Source organism: Vibrio comitans, assembly GCA_024346835.1.
Lineage (GTDB): Bacteria > Pseudomonadota > Gammaproteobacteria > Enterobacterales > Vibrionaceae > Vibrio > Vibrio comitans.
Window position 1 is genome coordinate 2,190,745 of sequence record AP024866.1, and the last position, 20,655, is coordinate 2,211,399.

Here is a 20,655-nt window from a genome sequence, read left to right on the forward strand (position 1 = left end):
TTGATAGATATATTATCAAATTTAGATTGAATATCATGTTACTCAATGACCTCAAGGTCGTGCTCAAAGTGGCCGAGTTTAGAAGCATCACCGCAGCAGCAAATAGCCTAGATATGCAGATGGCAACCGCGAGCGCAGCTATCAAGCGTGTCGAAAAAGCCGTAGGTGTAGAGTTATTTATTCGCACCACTCGCCAATTGCGTTTATCGCCAGCAGGAGAGCGCTATCTGCCCCAATGTGAACAGGCTCTTCAATTGCTTGATGCCGCCCAGTCCAACGTGCAAGAAGACCTTGATGTACTTGGGGGGGAGATTCGAATTGCTCTGTCATCGGACCTTGGCCGCAACGTGATCACCCCTTGGATTGACGACTTTCTCAATGATCACCCTGAAGTGGCGCTACGCAGTAATATCAGTGATAGCAATATTGATTTCTATCGTGACTCAGTAGACATGGCACTTCGCTACGGCTCACCAACTGACGCGAGTATGTATGGCTTTAAGATCTGCAATGTCCCTCGCCTACTCTGCGGCTCACCAAACTATATAAAGAGGCATGGTACTCCAAGCCATCCCGATGAACTCAAAGATTACAATGGTTTGTTCTATCAATTGGGTGATATCGTGCAAAATGAATGGCGCTTTAAAAAAGATGAGGACTCTTTCAAAGTTAAATTAAAGGGAAATCGAGCCTCTAATGATGGTGACCTTGTGAGGCGTTGGTGTATCTCTGGGCAAGGGTTAGCGATTAAATCCTGCTTGGATATGGCAGACGACCTACTCTCCGGGCGTGCCGTCAATGTGATGACTGATTACCAGCCTACACCGACCGAGCTATGGCTCGTTTGCCCCAGTCGTCAATCTATCACTCCTACTGTCCGCTTACTTCGTGATTATTTTAGAAAAGAGACGCGTCTTTTGTTAGAACAACTCATTGAGCAGAAGATCCTATCTTCAAATGTACTCAACCAGTGAGCTAGTGTTTTAATAAGACCTAACCTTTAGCGACCACTCGAAAGAAAAAGCCGACTCATTTACATATGTGATCTGATGCTCATTTTCTGTTGCAAACCTGACGTCTCAGACACACTTTGTTACCTTGTTTTTGTTCGTCATTCAAAAAGTTTGAGTTTGGTCTACATTTCTTTTAAATCTACGATTGATTAAATCTTAACGGGCGTATATCCTTTGCCTCAACAAATAAATCATACAATAGTATATTTTCGGAGTTAGACATGACTAAACCTGTAATTGGTTTCATCGGCCTTGGCCTTATGGGCGGCAACATGGTTGAAAACCTACAAACCCGCGGTTACGAAGTAAACGTAATGGACCTAAACAAAGATGCAGTTGCAGCTGTTCTAGCTCGTGGCAACGCATCTGAAGCAACTTCTGGTAAAGAACTTGCTGAAAAATCAGACATCGTAATGCTTTGCCTAACAACTTCTGAAGTTGTTGAGAAAGTTGTTTACGGCGAAACTGGTATCCTAGCGGGTATGTCTGAAGGCAAAACTCTAATCGACTTCGGTACTTCTATCCCAGCTTCTACTAAGAAGATTGGTGCTGACCTAGCTGCTAAAGGCGCTGGCATGATCGACGCTCCTCTAGGTCGTACTCCTGCTCACGCTAAAGATGGTCTTCTAAACATCATGGCTGCTGGCGACATCGATACTTTCAACAAAGTTAAGCCAGTTCTTGACGAGCAAGGCGAAAACGTATTCCACCTAGGTGCTCTAGGTTCAGGTCACGTTACTAAGCTAGTTAACAACTTCATGGGTATGACTACTGTTGCTACTATGTCTCAAGCGTTCGCAGTTGCTAAACTAGCAGGCGTTGACGGTCAGCAACTATTTGACATCATGTCAGCTGGTCCATCTAACTCTCCGTTCATGCAGTTCTGTAAGTTCTACGCTGTAGACGGCGAAGAAAAACTAGGTTTCTCTGTTGCTAACGCAAACAAAGACCTTGGCTACTTCCTTGCACTATGTGAAGAGCTAGGTACTGAGTCTCTAATCGCTCAAGGTACTTCTACTAGCCTACAAGCTGCTGTTGATGCAGGCATGGGTAACAACGACGTACCAGTAATCTTCGACTACTTCACTAACCTAAAGAAGTAATTAGAAGATAAACCTAACGGTTTGAATTGAGCCTTACTGTTGCTTTGCGATAGTAAGGCTTTTTTGTATCTGCTGAAAAGACATTAAGCAGAAGCAGAAACTGATACCAATTACAGTAAGTGATTGATCAGAGATAGCGCAGGAATAACGCCGTTATCGAGTGTTTCACAAGCTAGGATGAGCCGTTATTTACTTCGACTGGTATTAAAAACCGCGCTGCTTCCAAAACTGTGCTTCATCACGTCCCACTACACGAAACGTCTTTTCAGCAATAACCTTGCCTTGCATCTCTAACACCATTCGCCACTCACCTAGATTGCTCTCTAGGCCATCAACAGGGTGCAACAATTGGATTGTATCTCCTAGGTAAAAATTCCAATCATTACTACGCACATAGATCTCGCCATCAAAAGGCGCTAATACCTTTCCCTTCTTATTGATGATACCAGGGTGATAGATGCAGTAGTTGAGCAGAGTTCCCTTTGCTTTTTTGATATTGACGATAAAACCAAACTCAACCCCCTCTTCAGCTGTCACTGTATTAGTAAACTGAGTGATCTTTGGAAGGTCTTTGGAGTCCGCATCCCAGTGAGAGTAGATGCCATAAGAAGTCGTTTCGATGATGGGAGTACGCTTTGCCAAGATTTTTCTCTCGAAGTAAAAGCGCCATTATACACGACTAGCCACGAGTCAATCTTCAAAAAGGTCTAGCCAATCCAATTACAAGCTCTCTAACTACTCTGCTTTACCTTGCAACAAGCCCCTCCTATGTGACCTAGCTGTTTAAAATGAGCATCGGTTGGACGTGAAGTTGGCTCTTGCTTCGTAATACCTGATCTCCAATTTGTTAAGGGAGATTAAATACCATTCAGATCACACTTCCAAAATAGCTGCAACCTCAGGCATATCAATTGTTTCATTTTGTAAATATAATTGCGACGAATGAATCAAACATAACGAAAATATCATTCTGCGTTGGATAAAAATCGCACAAATAATATGATTCGTTGCTTTTTACTATTATAAAAAATTCATTTAAAGTGCATGGGATACGATAAAAACACTAAATATCAATCATATAGCGACGCCCAGTGGTTACCGTTGCCATTAATTTCTTTTAGTGTGCTTAATTAATGTTCTATTGTTAATTAATAAATTAAAGTCCAGCGCTGTTATTTAAATGAAGATGATGTTTATTTTTTGTTACATATTTCATTAACTCTACTAAAGGAATTAAATAATGAGTGAAACCAAGTCGAAGTTTAATCGCAGGGACTTTCTAAAAGGCGGCGCTGGCGTTGCAGTTGCAGGATTAGGCTCTTCTCTTTTTTCTACCCGTGCGGCGGCATCTAGCTCAAGCATTCCAGCACCAGACCCTTCTAATTACTCTTCTGATTCAAGATTTTGGGAAGCGGTAAAAGAGCAATTTATCCTAGCAGAAGACAGCGTTTACATGAATGTCGGTACAACAGGTTCGATGCCAAAGAGCGTGCTTGAAACCTTTACCGAAAACAATGAAATTGTTGCTAAATACCCGTGGGACATGCAAAACAAGTTTGGTAGTTGGCCATATGTCAGCGATATGATCGCCGATATTGCTCCAGGGTTCGGAGCTGAGGAAAACGAGCTTATCCTAAATAGAAATACCACTGATGGTATGATGACCATTTTACACGGCCTAGACTTTGAAAAAGGCGATATTGTCCTTACTACTCACCATGAACACATTGCAGCTACCTCTGCTTTTCATACTCTAGAAGAGCGCTACGGTGTTAAGGTCGTTGAAGTTGATATCCCTGTATACACAAACGGAGCAGAGATTACTCCTGAAGACTATGTGAACGCGTTCCGCGACGCCATTTACTCTAACAACCGCAATAAAATTCGTCTAATTTGCTTCTCTCATATCACTTATAAAACGGGTACTACACTACCTGCAAAAGATATCTGTAAGCTAGCAATCGAGCACGATATTGCGACACTAATAGACGGTGCTCATACTGTCGGTATGTTTAACCTAGATTTCCATGATATAGATTGTGATTTTTATGCGGGTTCTGGCCACAAATGGCAATGTGGACCAGGCGCGACAGGTATCTTATACGTTCGTGACAATGCTTCACGCATAGAGCAAATCTGGCCTAAACATCGTGAACCACTATGGTATATTAATTCATCTCTTGCTGAGTCCGCTCATCTTTATGGATCAAGTATGGCTATGCAATATGTAGGTAATGACCATTACCCTGCTAAGCAAGCACTAACAGACTCTTGCAAACTTTGGGATAGAATTGGTCGTCAACGTATCGAAGATCGTGTTCTAGACTTAAGTGAACTTTGTAAGCGTAAGCTTGCGAATAAGCTACCTGACGGGATTTTCTTCTGCCCGCCTGGACGCGATTTATCAAGTGGCTTGACTACTTTCAACCCATTTGCTGATGACCTATATAACGGTGAGAGATTAACAGAGTTCCGTGATCGCCTTCGCGAAGACTACGGGTACATCATTCGTACTACTAACTTCCCGTTGCACCTCGGCGATACTACTGATACTTATGCTTTACGTATCTCTACACACCTATTTCACGATGAAGAAGATGTGAAGGGACTAGTAAAAGCTATGGCGCAGTTATATAAGCGCATGGCCTAAGGAAAACAGGGCTCGCTTGGCTTAGGCGAGCCCTTAAATGATTAATCCAAGGATGACTATAATGATAAGAAAGACTCGGCTTTTAACTATCGTCAGTGGCCTATGCTTGGCTATGCTTTTTAGTATCAAATCTAGCCATGCCTATGATTTAAAAGAGGTTCAAGAAGCGGGCGTCATCAGACACTTAGGTATCCCTTACGCTAACTTCGTCAGTTATATCAATAGAGATGGGCTTTATTCTGCTCGAGGACTCGATATTGAACTCATCCAAGGCTTCGCCGAATACATTGGCGTAGAGTACGAATTTGTTCCTAGCACTTGGAGCACCGCATTTGGTCAGCTCAGTGGTAGAGAAGCGGTCTTTAAAGATAACACCATACAATATGGTGACACTGTTCCCGTTACTGGTGATGTTATTTCAAATGGAGCGACCATCCTTCCATGGAGAGAAGAACTGGTCGACTTTTCCGATGACTATTTCCCATCAGCGGTTTGGCTAATCTCCCGCTCAGATTCAAAGCTAAAACCTATCACCCCAAGTGGCTCCATCGATAAAGATATACTTCAGGTCAAACAATTGCTTAGCGGGCAAGATGTATTGGCTATGGAACAAACCTGTCTAGACCCGAATCTATACGATCTTTATGACACCGGCGCTAATGTTATTCTCCCGGAAAAAGCGCGTAAGCTAAATGAGATGGTACCTGCTATCTTAAATGAAGATGCTGAGAATACCTTACTTGACGTTCCTGATACACTAATCGCACTAGAGAAGTGGCCTGGAGAAATTAAGGTTATCGGTCCAGTCTCTGAAGAGCAGTTCATGGCTGCGGGCTTTCGTAAAACATCGCCAAATCTACGTAAAGCATTTAATGATTACTTGAGAAAAATCAGGCGAGATGGCACTTATAATCAACTGGTCGAAAAGTACTACCCATCAGTATTTTACTTTTACAGTGATTACTTTGAGTCTTACGAGAACAACAATATATGAAAATGAGGCTTAGAATTAATAGCCGAAATGCAATTCTAATGGGTGGGTTCCTCTTAGGCGCCTACTTATTACTTATGATTACCGTGACTAATGCAGGACAGAATCGCCTTAAAGAGTCGCAACTTAACGAGTTAAGCCTCAAGGTCAATAGCTATTCTGAATCGCTAGGATACTTTTTTGACGCTACCATCGAAGATGTTAAAGGCGTAGCTAAGCACAAAACCACCTATACCTTCTTTGCCAACCTTGCTTCAGGGATGTCTATGGAGTACGGCCTAGGGTCAAGCTTGCTGCAACTACGTCGAAACCTCGTCCGTCTCACGAAACCCGACACCCAACTCAACACCAGCGCCCTCTTTGAACGCATGTTACTGGTGGGTTTTAAATCTAATGTCATTGCTGACTCTCATCCCAGACTCCCCTTTGATGTCAGCCGCGTCCCTTTTGACGAAATGCGCACCACCGACCACAAGATAGATGTGCTGGCTAAAAATGACCAAATAATCATTCGAGTGCTCCAGAACGTCTATTTCAATGGCGAGCTCGTTGGTGTGATCGTAGGTGATGTCAATTTAGATGTGGTTGTTCACCTTCTAACCACACAAGAATACGAAAATAGCAGCAGTAAATTAGTTCTCGCAACACAACAAGGCTTGTTGCCAATATGGAATACTTTTAATGCAGAAGGAAACGCTGTTGCTTTAGAACAAGGTAGCACCCTCTATTTTGATAAAGAGGTAAAACAAACGCCAATCAGACTGCATGCTTGGTTCGAGCCCGTTTCTGAAAGCCAAATCATCACCTCTACCTGGTTTACCATCGGTCTCTCCTTTTTAGCGGTTCCAGTAATACTCGGCCTTTATTACTCACTGCGTATCAATAACACTAATCTAGTTTTGACCACCAAGATCGAAGAAACACACAATCAGCAAGCCGCTCTAACTCGGCAAAACGAGCGCCTAAAGACAGAAATAGACCGGCGCAAGATGTACGAGCAAGAGCTAGCTTATCAGGCCAGTCACGACACTCTCACTCGCCTTTCTAATCGTAAGTCTGGCGATGAGAAGCTTAGGCATGCCCTGCTCCAAGCCAAGCGTGAAGAGATGAATGTGCTCGTTATGTTCATCGATCTAGACAACTTTAAGCAAATCAATGACACCTTAGGCCATCTAGCGGGTGATCAGATCTTGATGCAAACTGCCAAGCGTTTAACCGAATCTGTACGGAAGACCGATGTTGTCGCCCGTATCGGTGGAGATGAATTTCTACTGGTTATTCCAAACCTAAGTTCCGAGAAACAGGCTCAGTTATTAGCCTCAAAACTATTAGCTACCTTTGAAGACCCATTCCAATTAGAGGCAAGCGAATTTTTTGTCTCCACCAGCATAGGCATGTCTATCTACCCTCAAGATGGAGAGAATGCTGAAGAGCTAATGGCTCATGCAGATACCGCAATGTACAGGGTTAAAAAAGACGGACGAAATGGCTTCAGCTTCTATGACTCAAGTATGAACACCGATGTCCAGAGGAACCTTGATATCGATGCCAGGTTGCGCCAAGCAATTAGTCAAGATGAATTAAAGATGTACTACCAACCTATTATTGACCTTAGCACAGAGCAAATCATAGGTGCGGAGGCCTTAATGCGTTGGAATGATGACAAGCTTGGGTTTGTCTCTCCCGATGAATTCATTCCTATCGCTGAGAAAAATGGCCTTATCCATAAGCTTGGCGAGATAGCTCTGCACACCGCGTGTCATCAGGCTCAGCAATGGCAAAGCATTCAGCCGTTATCTATTGCCGTCAACTTTTCGGCGGCGCAGTTTAGGCAAAGAGACACCTTGATGGAGAATATCCTAACCGCGCTAAGCAACTCAGGATTGGAACCAAACTTACTGGATATTGAGATCACTGAGAGCCTGCTATTCAACCACAATAATGAAACCGTACACTTACTGGAAGAAATTAAACAACTTGGTGCTCAACTCTCCATTGATGACTTTGGTACCGGTTATTCTGCACTCAGTTATTTACAGAAATTCCCATTCAGCAAGCTCAAGATAGATCGCTCATTCCTGCAAGAAATGGAAACGACTCCCTCTTCACAAGAGCTGGTCAATGCGATCATCGCGATGGCCAAAGCACTTGGGCTTAAAGTGGTTGCCGAAGGCGTTGAAACCCAGTGGGACAAGGATTATCTGCAAAAACACTCTTGTGAGTTTGCACAGGGCTTTTACTACAGTCGTCCTCTCACCAAAGAAGCATTTGAAGCTTTATTGCTAGAGCAAAATAGCCGTACTAGTTAAGTACCTCTAATCGCACGATTGAGCGTGCTAGCGTTAGTATCCCAATGATGGGCTAGGTGCTGAGAAATCCAATCAAAGGTATTAGAGGTCGGCTTTAGGTCTCTTCCCTGATAAAGTTGGTCCTCTTTCAGCCCTGGCCACTCACCCAACACTTGCCCTCCTTGTGGCAGTCTTCCTCCAGCAAATAGCAATACACTTCCGGTGCCATGATCAGTGCCTTGGGTTCCATTTTGCTTAACTGTGCGGCCAAACTCTGTGGCGATAATCACTAACGTATCATTCCACTCCTCACCCAGTTCATTGCGCAATGCAACAAGTCCTTTATCCAACTGAGTAAACTGCCGCTTCAAGCGTGACTCTTGATTATTGTGTGTATCCCATCCTCCTAGCTCCAACATTCCACAATCTGCACCTTCATTGCCTTTTAATAAACGACCACAACTTTGAGCAAGAGAGACAAACTGGCCACTTTGCTTACCCATCCCTTCCATTGTAGCGGTCATCTTCAACTCAACTCCCTGCTTAAATGCTGTCTGCAAGGCAGGGTCAGTATCATATAGAGCAAGAATGGAACGATAAGTATCTTCACTACTGTCTTTGAGACGAGATGGATACCAGGAGGTCACTTTTTCTGTGCCTTGAAGGCTAAGTGGTGTGGATTGTGAAACGGCAATAGCTGAACGATGTTGCATTTCAAGGGCCCTAGCAAGCCAGCCTGTGTCTTTACTTTCTCCTCCCCACTCTAGGTAATCTTGTCCATCGAAATGAGAGCGAGAGCCATACCCTGTACCAACAGCAACCACAGTTGTTAGCTGTTTATCTTTATACCACTGATGCAGATTAGGTAATGCAGAGTGCAGAAAATACCCCTGTTCTAATTCAAGAGTGGAGCTTTTAGCTGCCTTAGAAAGACTTGGTCTGTGAGCCGCTAACATGGGGTCAAAGCTTGGAATCACGGTATGCATTCCATCTAAGGCACCACGTAGCACGACCCAAACAACCTTAGGGGAGTGCGTTGATTTTTTTGCCAAAGCCCAAGGTGAATGAAACAGCAATAAACTGGCTGCCGTTCCCTTTAAAAAAGCTCTTCTTGACGATGATTCCATAATGTAATTTCCCTTATCGCCTTTGAAACTCTGGGCTCATCAATAGCAAGGTGAGCGCTTGCTGGCGACTTTCTGCTCGCAAAATACGCTGCTTATTATCCGGCGTAAGCTGTTGGTTAAGCGCCACCACCATCACCTGATCGACATTCGCTTTGCTTTGTTTCGCATAGGTGTTCGCCCAATCAGCTCGTGTTAGCAAGCTGCTTCCTCCCATCCAATTCATTTCTAGATCACTAAAACCCTTTGGGCTGCCTGATGTAAAGGGCATCTGACCTAACTGACTCAGGCTTGCTAATGCTCTGCGCTCGGTTAATTTGCTATTGGGTACCGCTCGAGCTGTAGAGACAATATACTCTCGAGGAGTCTTAAATTTAGACGCGCTTTGCCACGCCTCAGGGTGAGAAACTAAAGTAAGCATCACCTTGTGAATATCTCCATCGCTGGTTAACCAAGCCTCTGAAAGAGACTTCACTAACTCTGGGGATGGTATGTCTTTAATGTAATGGCGCGCAAGCTTGTAGCTCAAATGCCTAGCGGTATTTGGATGATGAGCCAGATATCGTAGCATCTGTCTTCCCTGCTCTTCACCTTGCTGAGAATAAGTTTTCCCTAGTAACTGTCGCTTGCCGGGCTCATGACCATACTTACGAAACAAAAAACCGTTATCACTCTTAGCAGATACGCTCCAACCACTGATGCCTTTAGCCAACTCGGTAACATCAGTCTGAGAGTACCCTCCATCCACACCTAATGTATGAAGCTCCAATATCTCCCTTGCGAGGTTCTCATTTAACCCCTTCTTACGTTTAAGTCCAATGCGAGAATTAGGACCAAACGAGCGTTCATTATTGAGGTAAATAAGCATGGCTGGGTGCTGCTCAACCGCAAGTAACATCTGCTCAAAAGAACCATCAAGATGTGGAAGTATGGCTTCTCTTTCTAAAGTTGGTGCTAAGGCACGCATCAAGGGGTTGGTCACTGAAACACTGAAATGATTAGAAAAGAATTCCAGCAATCGATGCTTAGCACTATTGCTAGAGTTAATTGAGGTCATCAAAGAGTCACCGCTGTAATCACGATACGTTTGCCTGGCAAACTGAGAGCCCTCCTTTTTGATTTTCTGAAGATCTTCTGCTGATGCCTGGTTTTTCTTCGCTTGTTGGGTCTGCTCTCGATAGCTCGCCGTTTTTTCCATAATCTTATTTGCGGTTGGCTGACGGACCGAAAACTCTTGGCTAATGTCGGCTTGATATTGACTCTTAAGCCATCTGACAGGATCCTTTTGGGCTAGCTCTAGTTCCCCCTCTTTTGCCCCTAATCCAAATCGATTACAAGCAACTACTGCTCTATCCATATTGCCTCTCATACCAACATCTGTAGTTAGTTTAGCTAATACCAATCGTAGTAGATAACTACTTATCAAAAAGCTCTGCCTTGTTATCCAGCGTTTCTCCTGCGCTATTTCTGGTCACTAACTGTGATTGGTATAAGCCCTACGGGAAATTTTCACGATCATTTCATAACGATCTTTATGAACCCTTAACTCTAGCCCTTGCGTCTAATGAAAAGTTAAATATACTGTATGTATATACAGGTATTAATTATGCAAAACATCATTGATTTATTACAACGTAAGCAGTTGATTTGGCAAGGTTCTGAGCAAAAAAGCTCGATAACAGTCCAAGCTTCTTGTTTCAGCGAGTGGGATCAGCATCTAGAGGGCTTCCCAAAAACTGGCCTGATGGAGATCCAATCAGAGGCTGGTATTGGTGAACTGCGCCTGATGACACCTATGCTACAAACCGTTGCTCAAAACCGAACTGTAGTGCTGATCAACCCTCCTGCTGCTCCTTGCGCTCATTACTTTGAGAAAGAGGGGATACCCACCAGCAATATTTTGGTGATCCAAGATACCAAGCATAACCTTTGGGCTGCAGAGCAGTGTTTAAAGAGTGGTAGTTGTGCATGTGTCTGCTTATGGCATCCACAACTTGAAATGCACCAAGCGCGCCGGTTACAAGTAGCCGCAGAGAAAGGCCGAGCACTCAATATTCATTTCAATCTCGACCAACATAATGGGTGCTCACTGCCTATTCCTCTTAGTGTCAATCTACATGCTACTGAGAATGGTGTTGAGGTCAGTGTGAATAAGCGACGTGGTGGTTGGCATCAGCAAACCTTTACTGTCGATCTCAGCCAGCGCTGGCCACAACTTTGTACTGAAAAGCCTCAGCATCAAGTGATTCCTTTTCCTGCGCGCAAGAGACAGCAAGCATGAATCTATGGCTGTATATTCACTTTCCAAGACTACAATTAGATACCTTGTTTTCAGAGGCGGTGACACCTACCAAGTGTCACGCAGAGAGCAATGAAACCCCTGCTATTTGTATTGTTGAAAAGCATAAAATCACGCAAGCTAATCAAGCGGCTCTAGAGAAAGGTATCGCCTTAGGCATGGGCTTAGGGAGTGCGGCATCTCTGTGTGCAGATTTACAGGTATTCCCATACCAACAAAAAATAGAAGAAGATAAACTTCAGCAAATTGCGCAGTGGCTGTATGTCTATACCTCAGATATCACCCTGTACACCCATCAAGGCCTGCTTCTTAAGGTCTCAAATATGCTGACTCTATATCGCGACCTAGACAGTTATTGGAGAGTGATCTCTCAGCATCTAGATCAGTTAAATCTTCACTATAACTATGCCACAGCCTACTCACCTCTCGGTGCAAAGCTGCTAGCAGAAACACAGCACAATATTGTCTCTGATAACACTACAAAGATTGAGAGCGCCATTTTTTCACGCCCTTTGATTGCCACTGAGCTCAGCTCGCCCAATATTGAGAAATTAGCTCGTATTGGGGTCAATAACCTAACGCAACTTACTGACCTAAATATGACGGAGATAGCCCGTCGCTTCGACATCCAAGTGGTCAATTATGTGGGTCGCCTATTAGGGCAGTTTAAGCATCCCGTTGCTTTCTATCACCCACCAACTCATTTCAATCAGCACCTGAATCTATTGTACGAGATTGAGAATACCGACTGGTTACAGAAGCCTTTAACCCGCTTACTTGAACAAATGGAGTGTTTTCTTAAGCTCAGAGATAAGGTCGCTTATGAAGTGCAACTAACCCTCTATCAAAGAGATAATTCCCAGCAACAAATTAGCTTTTATTCTGCTATTGGTGACTATAGCGTGAAGACATGGCTGCAACTCTCCAAGCTCACCTTGGAATCTATTCGGCTGAATGCCCCCGTAATTTCCATTGGTTTACAGGTAGTAAGAATGGCGGAAACACCTGCCAACAGGAGTGACCTTTTTGACCAACATAGCGGTGAGATATCGCCACTAGAGCTTCTCTCTCTACTGCAAGCTAAGCTAGGTAAAGACGCGATTCAAGGGATTGAAGTCAGCCCCGATCCAAGGCCTGAGCTTAGCACCCGCTGCATCGAGCCATTCTCTAAACCTGCAAGCACACAAACTCCCACTGCGTTGTCACGCCCTAGTTTTATTTACTCTCCACCTCGCCCTTTAGAGAGCAAGGTGGAAATCGTGCAAGGCCCAGAGCGTATCCATAGCGGATGGTGGGATGGAAACTCAGTCAATCGAGACTATTTTGTCGCACGCGAGCAAGGCGGGCGCTGGTTATGGATATACCGGACTCCAACCAAGGAATGGTTCATACAAGGCTTATTCAGTTAACTGAATAGCCTTCTACTGTAGCTCCTATCAAGATGAACATTAATACACTCAAATATGCAGAGCTCTTTTGTCAGAGCAATTTCTCCTTTTTGACGGGGGCTTCGCATCCTGAAGAATTGATCATGCAGGCGGATTTCCTTGGTTATTCTGCACTCGCCATCACAGACGAATGCTCCTTAGCGGGGGTTGTCCGCGCTCATACGGCGATCAAACAGAATAAGCTAACCATTAAGCTCATCGTTGGCAGCATGTTCTGGTTTAACCAAGAATGCCAAATCGTATTATTATGCCCAAATCACAAGGCTTACTCAGAACTCGCTCGCATCATCACCAATGCACGCAGGCGCAGTGAAAAAGGTCAGTACTCACTATCAGAGTGGGATCTACTTTCCATCAAGCACTGTTTGATCATTTGGATTCCTCAAATGAGGGAATACGACGATGAATGGGCGCAGTGGTTGAGCAAACACCATAGTGCGCGACTGTGGTTGGGCATTCAAAGGCATCTGAGTAACCATGACCAACAGTACCTAAAACATTGCCAGCAATTAGCACACCGTTATTCTCTGCCTATTACGGCTTGTGGCGGTGTATTGATGCACAATGCTACTCGCCTTTCCCTGCAGCACACACTGACCGCCATTAAGCTAGGCTCGACTATCGACAATATTAGTGAGCACCTACTTACTAATGCAGAGCGCGCTTTACGCAATAAAGCGAAACTACACAAATTATTCAAGAATGACTGGCTACATGAGGCGTACTCGATAGCAAATCTGTGTGAGTTTGATCTAGGAAGCCTTGGGTATCAATACCCTGCAGAGATTGTCCCTGCTTCCCTCACTCCAATTCAATATCTTCGCCAATTGGTGAATATAGGAAAGCGTCTGCGATTCCCTAATGGACTTTCTAAGGACGTTGAGCAACTCATAGATAAAGAGCTAACCCTAATTGATGAACTCAATTACGCGCACTTTTTCTTAACCATTCATGATGTGGTGATGTTTGCCAAACAAAAAGGAATCCTCTATCAAGGACGAGGCTCTGCCGCTAACTCTGTCGTCTGTTATTGCTTAGAAATTACATCGGTAGACCCAAGACAAATATCAGTACTGTTTGAGCGCTTTATTAGTAAAGAGCGTAATGAGCCGCCTGATATTGACGTTGATTTTGAGCATCAACGCCGTGAAGAGGTCATTCAGTATATCTATCAAAAATACGGCCGAGAGCGTGCCGCACTAGCCGCTACAGTCATCAGCTATCGCCTAAAAAGCGCTATCCGTGAAGTGGGTAAAGCCCTTGGTATCGATGAAACTCAGCTCGATTTCTTTATTAAAAACATTAATCGTCGCGATCGTGGGCTCAATTGGCAGGCGCAGGTCTTTGAGTTGGGATTGAAACCTGAATCCCTAAAAGGTAAACAGTTTATACAACTGGTCGATGAAATCATCGGATTTCCACGTCATTTATCCCAGCATGTGGGTGGCTTTGTTATCTCTTCTGGCCCTTTATATGAATTGGTTCCCGTTGAAAATGCGGCAATGCCGGAACGAACCATTATACAGTGGGATAAAGATGACTTAGAAAGCCTTGGGCTACTCAAGGTCGACGTCCTCGCCTTGGGTATGCTAAGTGCTATTCGGCGCTGTTTTCAGTTGATTGAAAAACATCACCATCGACGCCTTAGCATCGCTGATATTACTCGATTGCAAGACGATCCGAATGTCTATGGCATGCTACAAAAAGCCGATACCGTTGGGGTATTTCAAATTGAGTCTCGAGCTCAAATGAGCATGTTGCCTAGACTGAAACCCGCTTGTTATTACGACCTGGTTATCCAAATCGCGATTGTAAGACCTGGTCCAATACAAGGAGACATGGTTCACCCTTACTTGAAACGAAGAAACGGAGAGGAAGCAGTCTCCTACCCTTCTAAAGAGGTCGAAGGGGTACTTTCAAGAACACTAGGTGTACCTATCTTCCAAGAACAGGTAATTAAACTGGCTATGGTCGCGGCTGGATTTAGCGGTGGTGAAGCCGATAAGTTACGCCGAGCTATGGCTGCTTGGAAGAAAAATGGCGACCTGTTTAAATTTAGAGACAAATTAATATCCGGCATGCGACAGCGTGGTTACGAAGTCAGTTTTGCAGAAAAAATATTCGAACAAATTTGTGGCTTTGGCGAGTACGGATTTCCTGAAAGTCATTCCGCCTCCTTTGCTGTTCTTGCTTACTGCTCGGCATGGCTTAAATTCTATTATCCTGCCGAGTTCTATACCGCTCTACTTAATAGTTTACCAATGGGTTTCTACTCCGCATCTCAACTATTACAAGATGCTAAGCGACATGGCGTTGTCATTCGCCCAGTGTGCGTTAACCGCTCAAACGACGAACACACAATAGTGAAAAACTATAATCAAAATGAGATGCAGTTAGGGCTAAAACTAATAAAAGGATTGTCAGAGACGAGCAGACAACAACTATTGGCAGCACGACCAACTGATGGTTTTACTCACCTGCAACAAATAAAAAATATAGGCATGAATCGACAGCAACTTCACGCTATCACCTCCGCCAATGCGCTATATAGCCTTGCTGGGGATCGCTACTCGACGCGTTGGCAATTAATGGACTCAGCCGACGATCTTCCTTTATTTAGCCAAATTGAAGAGAGCAACTCTGCAGATTATGCTTTTCATACCAGTGAGTATGAGGCCTTAATTGAAGACTACTCAGCAACAGGGGTGTCCCTCACTCAGCACCCTATTACCTTATTAGAAAAAGCCAACAAGTTAGGTCGGTTTACTCGACAAAACCAACTGGCATATCAACCTCACCAATCTATGGTCACCGTAGTAGGAGTGGTCACTGGTCGTCAATCTCCAGGCACAGCAGGAGGAGTGACTTTTTTTACCCTAGAAGACGACACTGGCAATATTAATGTTGTGGTGTGGCAAGCAACCGCCAGAGCACAAAAACAAAGCTACCTGACCGCTAAGATATTAAAAGTTAAAGGGATAATAGAAAAAGAAGGGAATGTCATTCACATAATTGCAGGCCAATTAATCGATATTAGCGATGAGTTGTCTGGCTTATCTAGTCACTCTCGAGATTTTCATTAATTGCAATTAACAATAAAAAACCGCTTCAAATATGAAGCGGTTTACAGAAGCATACTAATTGAAGTTAGACTAAGCGCGTTTGTTATGTATTGTGTCACGATCATAACCTTCGCTATCCACTGAATTCATCATTTCTTCGTCCATCTTGCTGTCTTCATAAGCCTCGATCATTCCCTTATCATCCATAGAGTGAGAGCGGAATTGAGGTCCTCTCATCTCGTTACTTGTCCCGCCTCGATTCTCTGTAATTAAAATTGAGTTAGTCTCATCAACAAAGCCGAATGAAAAATCTTGTTGAGCAAAAACAGCTGGTGAAAACGCAATAATACAAGTTGTGATTAAACTGGTTTTAATATTCATGTTGAACGCCCTCGATTACACATAGTTAAATTAGTGAGCGCCCCCTAGTCTTGATACCACTTAACGATAAATAAAAGACTAATGATTATCATTCTCTCTTTTATCTTCATTTACTCAACAGGGACTGACAGTAATTACGTGACTATCTCAAAAAGGATCAGTAACGTTTACTGAGTGCTCCACCTCCAAACAACAAAATCATTAAGTGAAGCTAATCCAATAGACCTTACCTTTTCGAAAAATCTTTCAATTCCCCAATAAAGATTTAACACGTAGTTCTGTTAAGCACTCATCTAAGGCCGATGTGCAATCACACAAACACCATCAGATAAGACTCGATAAAACGGTAGGAAAGATAGTATTTGATACAAGACACTGGTAGGTATTTCAAAGATCTTCAGCCAACACTAGAGTGCAATTAAAGGCATCCAGAAACAAAAAAACCGCCTCGTTAGCGAAGCGGTTCAAGTAGTAGCAATTTCATTACACGTACTTAGGCACGCTTGTGATGAACTCTCTCACGGTCGTAATTATTGCTGTCATCCACCATTTCCTTCATGTCTTGCTCCATTTCCTTATTCTCGTAGGCATCGATCATGCCTTTATCTTCGAGCGTAGTAGACTGAAATTTTGGACCTCTCATTTCGTTACTGGTACCGCCTCGATTCTCTGCAATCAAAACTGCGTTGCTGTCATCAATAAAACCGTTGAACACCTCTTGCTGTGCAAGTACTGCGGGTGAAAACGCCAATATACATGTTGCAATAAAGCCAGTTTTTAGGTTCATTTGAACGCCCTCCTTAAACTCAGTTAAAGCTGTGAGCGCCCCTTAATTCTAGTACTACTTTAGTGATAAATACACTGATAATAATAATCATTAGTAATCATAATAAAGAGATGGATTACGGGATAAAGCAAGACAGAAACATCTGAATACAACTAACACTACTGCCGCTTCCTGCACCCTCACTCACAGGCCGTAAAGTCAATGTAGTTAAGAAGATCGGACTGACACTTTGTTATCAAAAAACCTTTCGAACCACTGCACAAAGCATCAGCAATTTCATCATGCTCACACTAGAGCCCTAACAGACACGCAATAAAAAGCCCCGCAACTGCGAGGCTAAAGAAAGTATTGAAGTCTAAAGATTAGCTATCATCTTCAGTAAAGTTAGTCGGCAAACTCACCTTCATTTCATTCCAGTGCAAACCACTTTCGATACCGTATTGACGGACAACGCCTGGTAAACGATCTCGTCTTCCCTCTTCGCATATTGATAGCAAGTCTTTGTAGAAATTCAATGCTAACTCACGCGAAACTGAGTTTGAGAAATAGAAAGCGCCAACACGATCATAAAGCTTCTTCAGACCATTGAAAATTAAACCGTAGATCTGGTTTCCTGAATGAAACGCCAAATGCTGGAACAACATGTAGTCGTAGTAGTTGAACGTCTTCGCAATCAAAATCTCGTCGCGTTTCTGCTCATCTTTCTCGTTATCTTCTTTTACGTTCTGCGCAATCTTGTCTGCATAAGGAAAGGTTTCCATAAAGCTAGCAAACGAGTCTGCCTTCATCAAAGCCTCACAAGACTCAATAACGCGCTTAATGGTTTCTTCAGATTGCTCTTTGTTTACCTTAAATGCGTAGCGCATAAAGATAGGGCTGATATTGGTTCGAGCTGCCAATAAATCTTCAACGATGCTGGTTGCATTATCAGCATCTAGAGTCATCAGCGTATCAAGAATATGCAAACCTGAGGTTTCCATAAATTGATTCACCTTAGTCGGTTTACCATGCTGAATGGTCAACCAACCATCACGAGCAAGTCGTTGCAACACTTCTCTGAGTGTTGTTCTTGTTACACCAATGAGTTCAGATAGCTCACGCTCAGCGGGTAGGATGGAACCTGGTGCAAAACGCCCGTTCCAAATGCTTTCAATAATGTACTTTTCTGCAAAGCCTGCCGGGCTTTTTGCCTTAATAACCATAGATTGGAAATTCCAACTCAAAATTCATTCAAATATTACTCATCATACCACCTAAACCTGAATTACAAAAATCAGCAGGAAATAAGTTGTGAACTTTGACCTTACACCATTAAGTTTAACTAAATGCCATCCCATAAAAAGCAAAAAAACACTAAAAATCAATCTTCAGTTAAATGCTCCCAGAAAATCACACCAGATAAAATGAAAATTAGAATATTGCAAAGTTTAAATATAATTTTCTATCCTAATTAAAAAAAATATTTATTATAAAACAGACACTTAATTACAGAAACTATTTCTCATACAAATAGACCCTCCTTATATAACCAAGTACTCACCAAAAGCATAATAAGATTATATAAACAGAGATTTTGAGTTGTATTTATTGCAAACAAGATCTAAATCACACTATAAATTTGACTAATATCCTGATACGAGTAAAGATGCGCCGATAAATGAGTGTTACGAGATGTTACCAGTAAAAATGGCGCTCTCGACTAGCAAATATACGAACTATATCTCACCGCAATATCTTATATCCTAAGCTTATCCAATCGCTAAATCAGGTTGTTGCATGGATAGGTCGTATAAAACCGACTCAACCAGATTTAAATACTATAGAGAGAAGTGTTATGCCTTTAAGCCTAGGAAACGCCTTCATCAAGAATTTTCTTGGCAAGGCCCCAGACTGGTACAAGCTGGCTATCGTTGCCTTTTTAATCATTAACCCATTTGTATTTTTCTTCATAAACCCCTTCACTGCGGGTTGGTTACTGGTCATTGAGTTCATATTTACTCTAGCTATGGCACTAAAGTGCTACCCATTACAACCTGGCGGTCTATTAGCTATTGAAGCTATCGCTATTGGCATGACTAGCCCCGAAATGGTTAAGCATGAGCTGGTAGCCAACATAGAAGTATTATTACTACTGATCTTTATGGTCGCTGGTATCTACTTCATGAAGCAGCTTCTACTTTATATTTTCACTAAGATACTGCTAGGCATTCGCTCCAAAGCGATGCTGTCCCTCGCCTTTTGTGCTGCATCTGCGTTTTTGTCTGCATTTCTCGATGCTCTAACGGTTATCGCTGTTGTTATCAGTGTTGCTGTAGGTTTCTACTCCATTTACCACAAAGTGGTTTCTGGCCAAGGACATGCAAGTAATCATGACCATACTCAGGATGGACATTTAACAGAACTCACCCGCGACGATCTTGATGAATACCGTGCATTTTTGCGCTCATTACTAATGCATGCTGGTGTTGGTACTGCGCTTGGTGGTGTGATGACCATGGTAGGTGAACCTCAAAACCTTATTATTGCCGATCAAGCAGGTTGGTTATTTGGTGAGTTCATCATGCGCATGTTACCGGTTACCTTGCCCGTGCTTGTGATGGGTCTTATCACTACCGTTTTGGTCGAAAAATTTAAAGTCTTTGGCTACGGTTCTGAACTACCAGCGCACGTGCGTCAAATTTTGGAAGACTACAACGCAGAAGAGAAGAAACGTCGTACAAAACAAGATGTAGCTAAGCTATGGGTTCAAGGTGCTATTGCAGTTTGGTTAATATTTGGTCTAGCGTTTCACGTAGCTGCAGTAGGCTTAGTTGGATTATCGGTCATCATCCTAGCGACCGCATTCACTGGCATTATCGAGGAGCACTCATTAGGTAAAGCGTTTGAGGAAGCACTGCCTTTCACCGCACTACTTGCTGTTTTCTTTGCCATTGTTGCTGTCATCATCGAGCAAGACCTATTTGCTCCAATCATTGATGGTGTTCTCGCTGTTGAAGATCAAGGTACGCAGCTTGTGTTGTTCTATATCGCAAACGGCCTACTCTCTATGATTTCAGATAATGTATTCGTAGGTACGGTTTACATCAACGAAGTAAAAGAAGCGCTACTGCAAGGTGTGATTAGCCGAGACCAGTTTGACCTTCTGGCTGTAGCGATAAACACAGGTACTAACTTACCTTCTGTAGCGACACCAAATGGCCAAGCAGCGTTCTTATTCTTACTAACATCGACGCTTGCTCCACTGATTCGTCTTTCTTATGGTCGTATGGTCATCATGGCATTCCCTTACACCATTGTACTGGCACTTGTAGGGATGTTTGGCATTATGTTCTTGTTAGAGCCTATGACAGCAATGTTCTATGATTTTGGCTGGATATCGCCATCAAGTGCTGTCGAAGCTGCTAGCACTATTGGGCATCACTAGGAAACTTATATCATTACTTGTAGTCTATTGATTTGCCTGCTTTAAAGGGGTAAAACTAACAGACTGTTATCAGCCGGCGTGATCG

At 43.2% G+C, this 20,655-nt stretch carries 15 protein-coding genes; 9 read left to right on the forward strand and 6 right to left on the reverse strand.

What is annotated here, in order from left to right; translation table 11 throughout:
* Positions 1-35 precede the first annotated feature (35 nt).
* Together OCU46_RS10045 and OCU46_RS10050 are read left to right on the forward strand one after the other, a co-directional pair.
* The gene (locus tag OCU46_RS10045) at positions 36-974 is read left to right on the forward strand and encodes a LysR family transcriptional regulator (RefSeq protein ID WP_141272576.1); all 939 of its coding nucleotides are present in this window, start codon (positions 36-38) and stop codon (positions 972-974) included.
* 260 nt (positions 975-1,234) lie between these two features.
* The gene (locus tag OCU46_RS10050; RefSeq protein WP_141272574.1) at positions 1,235-2,116 is read left to right on the forward strand and encodes an NAD(P)-dependent oxidoreductase; all 882 of its coding nucleotides are present in this window, start codon (positions 1,235-1,237) and stop codon (positions 2,114-2,116) included.
* Positions 2,117-2,320: 204 nt separating this feature from the next.
* Here OCU46_RS10050 and OCU46_RS10055 read toward each other — a convergent pair whose 3' ends face one another.
* Positions 2,321-2,758, reverse strand: coding sequence for a DUF3859 domain-containing protein (locus OCU46_RS10055; protein WP_141272572.1), 438 nt, complete (start codon positions 2,756-2,758; stop codon positions 2,321-2,323).
* 598 nt (positions 2,759-3,356) lie between these two features.
* On the opposite strand from OCU46_RS10055, the gene OCU46_RS10060 reads away from it, so the two are divergent.
* The 3 genes from OCU46_RS10060 (at position 3,357) to OCU46_RS10070 (ending at position 8,066) form a co-directional block, all read left to right on the forward strand.
* On the forward strand, positions 3,357-4,766 hold the full coding sequence (locus OCU46_RS10060; RefSeq protein WP_141272570.1) for an aminotransferase class V-fold PLP-dependent enzyme: 1,410 nt from the start codon (positions 3,357-3,359) through the stop codon (positions 4,764-4,766).
* A 61-nt stretch (positions 4,767-4,827) separates the two neighbouring features.
* Positions 4,828-5,760: a transporter substrate-binding domain-containing protein gene (locus OCU46_RS10065; protein WP_141272568.1), complete on the forward strand. Its 933-nt coding sequence runs from the start codon at positions 4,828-4,830 to the stop codon at positions 5,758-5,760.
* Between the two features lie 38 nt (positions 5,761-5,798).
* Entirely contained in the window at positions 5,799-8,066 is a 2,268-nt protein-coding gene (locus tag OCU46_RS10070) for a putative bifunctional diguanylate cyclase/phosphodiesterase (RefSeq protein ID WP_167495425.1), read from the forward strand.
* On the opposite strand, the gene OCU46_RS10075 is transcribed toward OCU46_RS10070, so the two are convergent.
* On the reverse strand, positions 8,063-9,172 hold the full coding sequence (locus tag OCU46_RS10075) for a DUF1501 domain-containing protein (protein WP_141272564.1): 1,110 nt from the start codon (positions 9,170-9,172) through the stop codon (positions 8,063-8,065). The genes OCU46_RS10070 and OCU46_RS10075 overlap by 4 nt on opposite strands.
* A 13-nt stretch (positions 9,173-9,185) precedes the next feature.
* Positions 9,186-10,526, reverse strand: a complete 1,341-nt coding sequence (locus OCU46_RS10080; protein ID WP_141272562.1) for a DUF1800 domain-containing protein — start codon at positions 10,524-10,526, stop codon at positions 9,186-9,188.
* Between the two features lie 249 nt (positions 10,527-10,775).
* Here OCU46_RS10080 and imuA point away from each other — a divergent pair, with 249 nt between their 5' ends.
* The 3 genes from imuA to OCU46_RS10095 are packed head-to-tail and all read left to right on the forward strand — an operon-like array spanning position 10,776 to position 15,999.
* Positions 10,776-11,450 carry a translesion DNA synthesis-associated protein ImuA gene (gene imuA, locus OCU46_RS10085; protein ID WP_141272560.1) on the forward strand — a complete coding sequence of 225 codons (675 nt, stop codon included), beginning with the start codon at positions 10,776-10,778 and terminating at the stop codon, positions 11,448-11,450.
* Positions 11,447-12,877 (forward strand): Y-family DNA polymerase, encoded by a 1,431-nt coding sequence (locus tag OCU46_RS10090; protein WP_141272558.1) that lies wholly within the window; start codon positions 11,447-11,449, stop codon positions 12,875-12,877. Before imuA ends, OCU46_RS10090 begins: the two co-directional genes overlap by 4 nt.
* 32 nt (positions 12,878-12,909) lie before the next feature.
* Positions 12,910-15,999: an error-prone DNA polymerase gene (locus OCU46_RS10095; RefSeq protein ID WP_141272556.1), complete on the forward strand. Its 3,090-nt coding sequence runs from the start codon at positions 12,910-12,912 to the stop codon at positions 15,997-15,999.
* Between the two features lie 69 nt (positions 16,000-16,068).
* On the opposite strand, the gene OCU46_RS10100 is transcribed toward OCU46_RS10095, so the two are convergent.
* The 3 genes from OCU46_RS10100 to fadR all read right to left on the reverse strand — a co-directional run bounded on the left by OCU46_RS10100 (position 16,069) and on the right by fadR (position 18,348).
* Positions 16,069-16,359, reverse strand: a complete 291-nt coding sequence (locus tag OCU46_RS10100) for a hypothetical protein (protein ID WP_141272554.1) — start codon at positions 16,357-16,359, stop codon at positions 16,069-16,071.
* Between the two features lie 493 nt (positions 16,360-16,852).
* On the reverse strand, positions 16,853-17,146 hold the full coding sequence (locus OCU46_RS10105; protein WP_141272552.1) for a hypothetical protein: 294 nt from the start codon (positions 17,144-17,146) through the stop codon (positions 16,853-16,855).
* A gap of 362 nt (positions 17,147-17,508) precedes the next feature.
* Positions 17,509-18,348, reverse strand: coding sequence for a fatty acid metabolism transcriptional regulator FadR (fadR, locus tag OCU46_RS10110; RefSeq protein ID WP_141272650.1), 840 nt, complete (start codon positions 18,346-18,348; stop codon positions 17,509-17,511).
* Positions 18,349-18,980: 632 nt separating this feature from the next.
* Here fadR and nhaB point away from each other — a divergent pair.
* The gene (gene nhaB / locus OCU46_RS10115) at positions 18,981-20,570 is read left to right on the forward strand and encodes a Na(+)/H(+) antiporter NhaB (protein ID WP_141272550.1); all 1,590 of its coding nucleotides are present in this window, start codon (positions 18,981-18,983) and stop codon (positions 20,568-20,570) included.
* Positions 20,571-20,655: the final 85 nt, after the last annotated feature.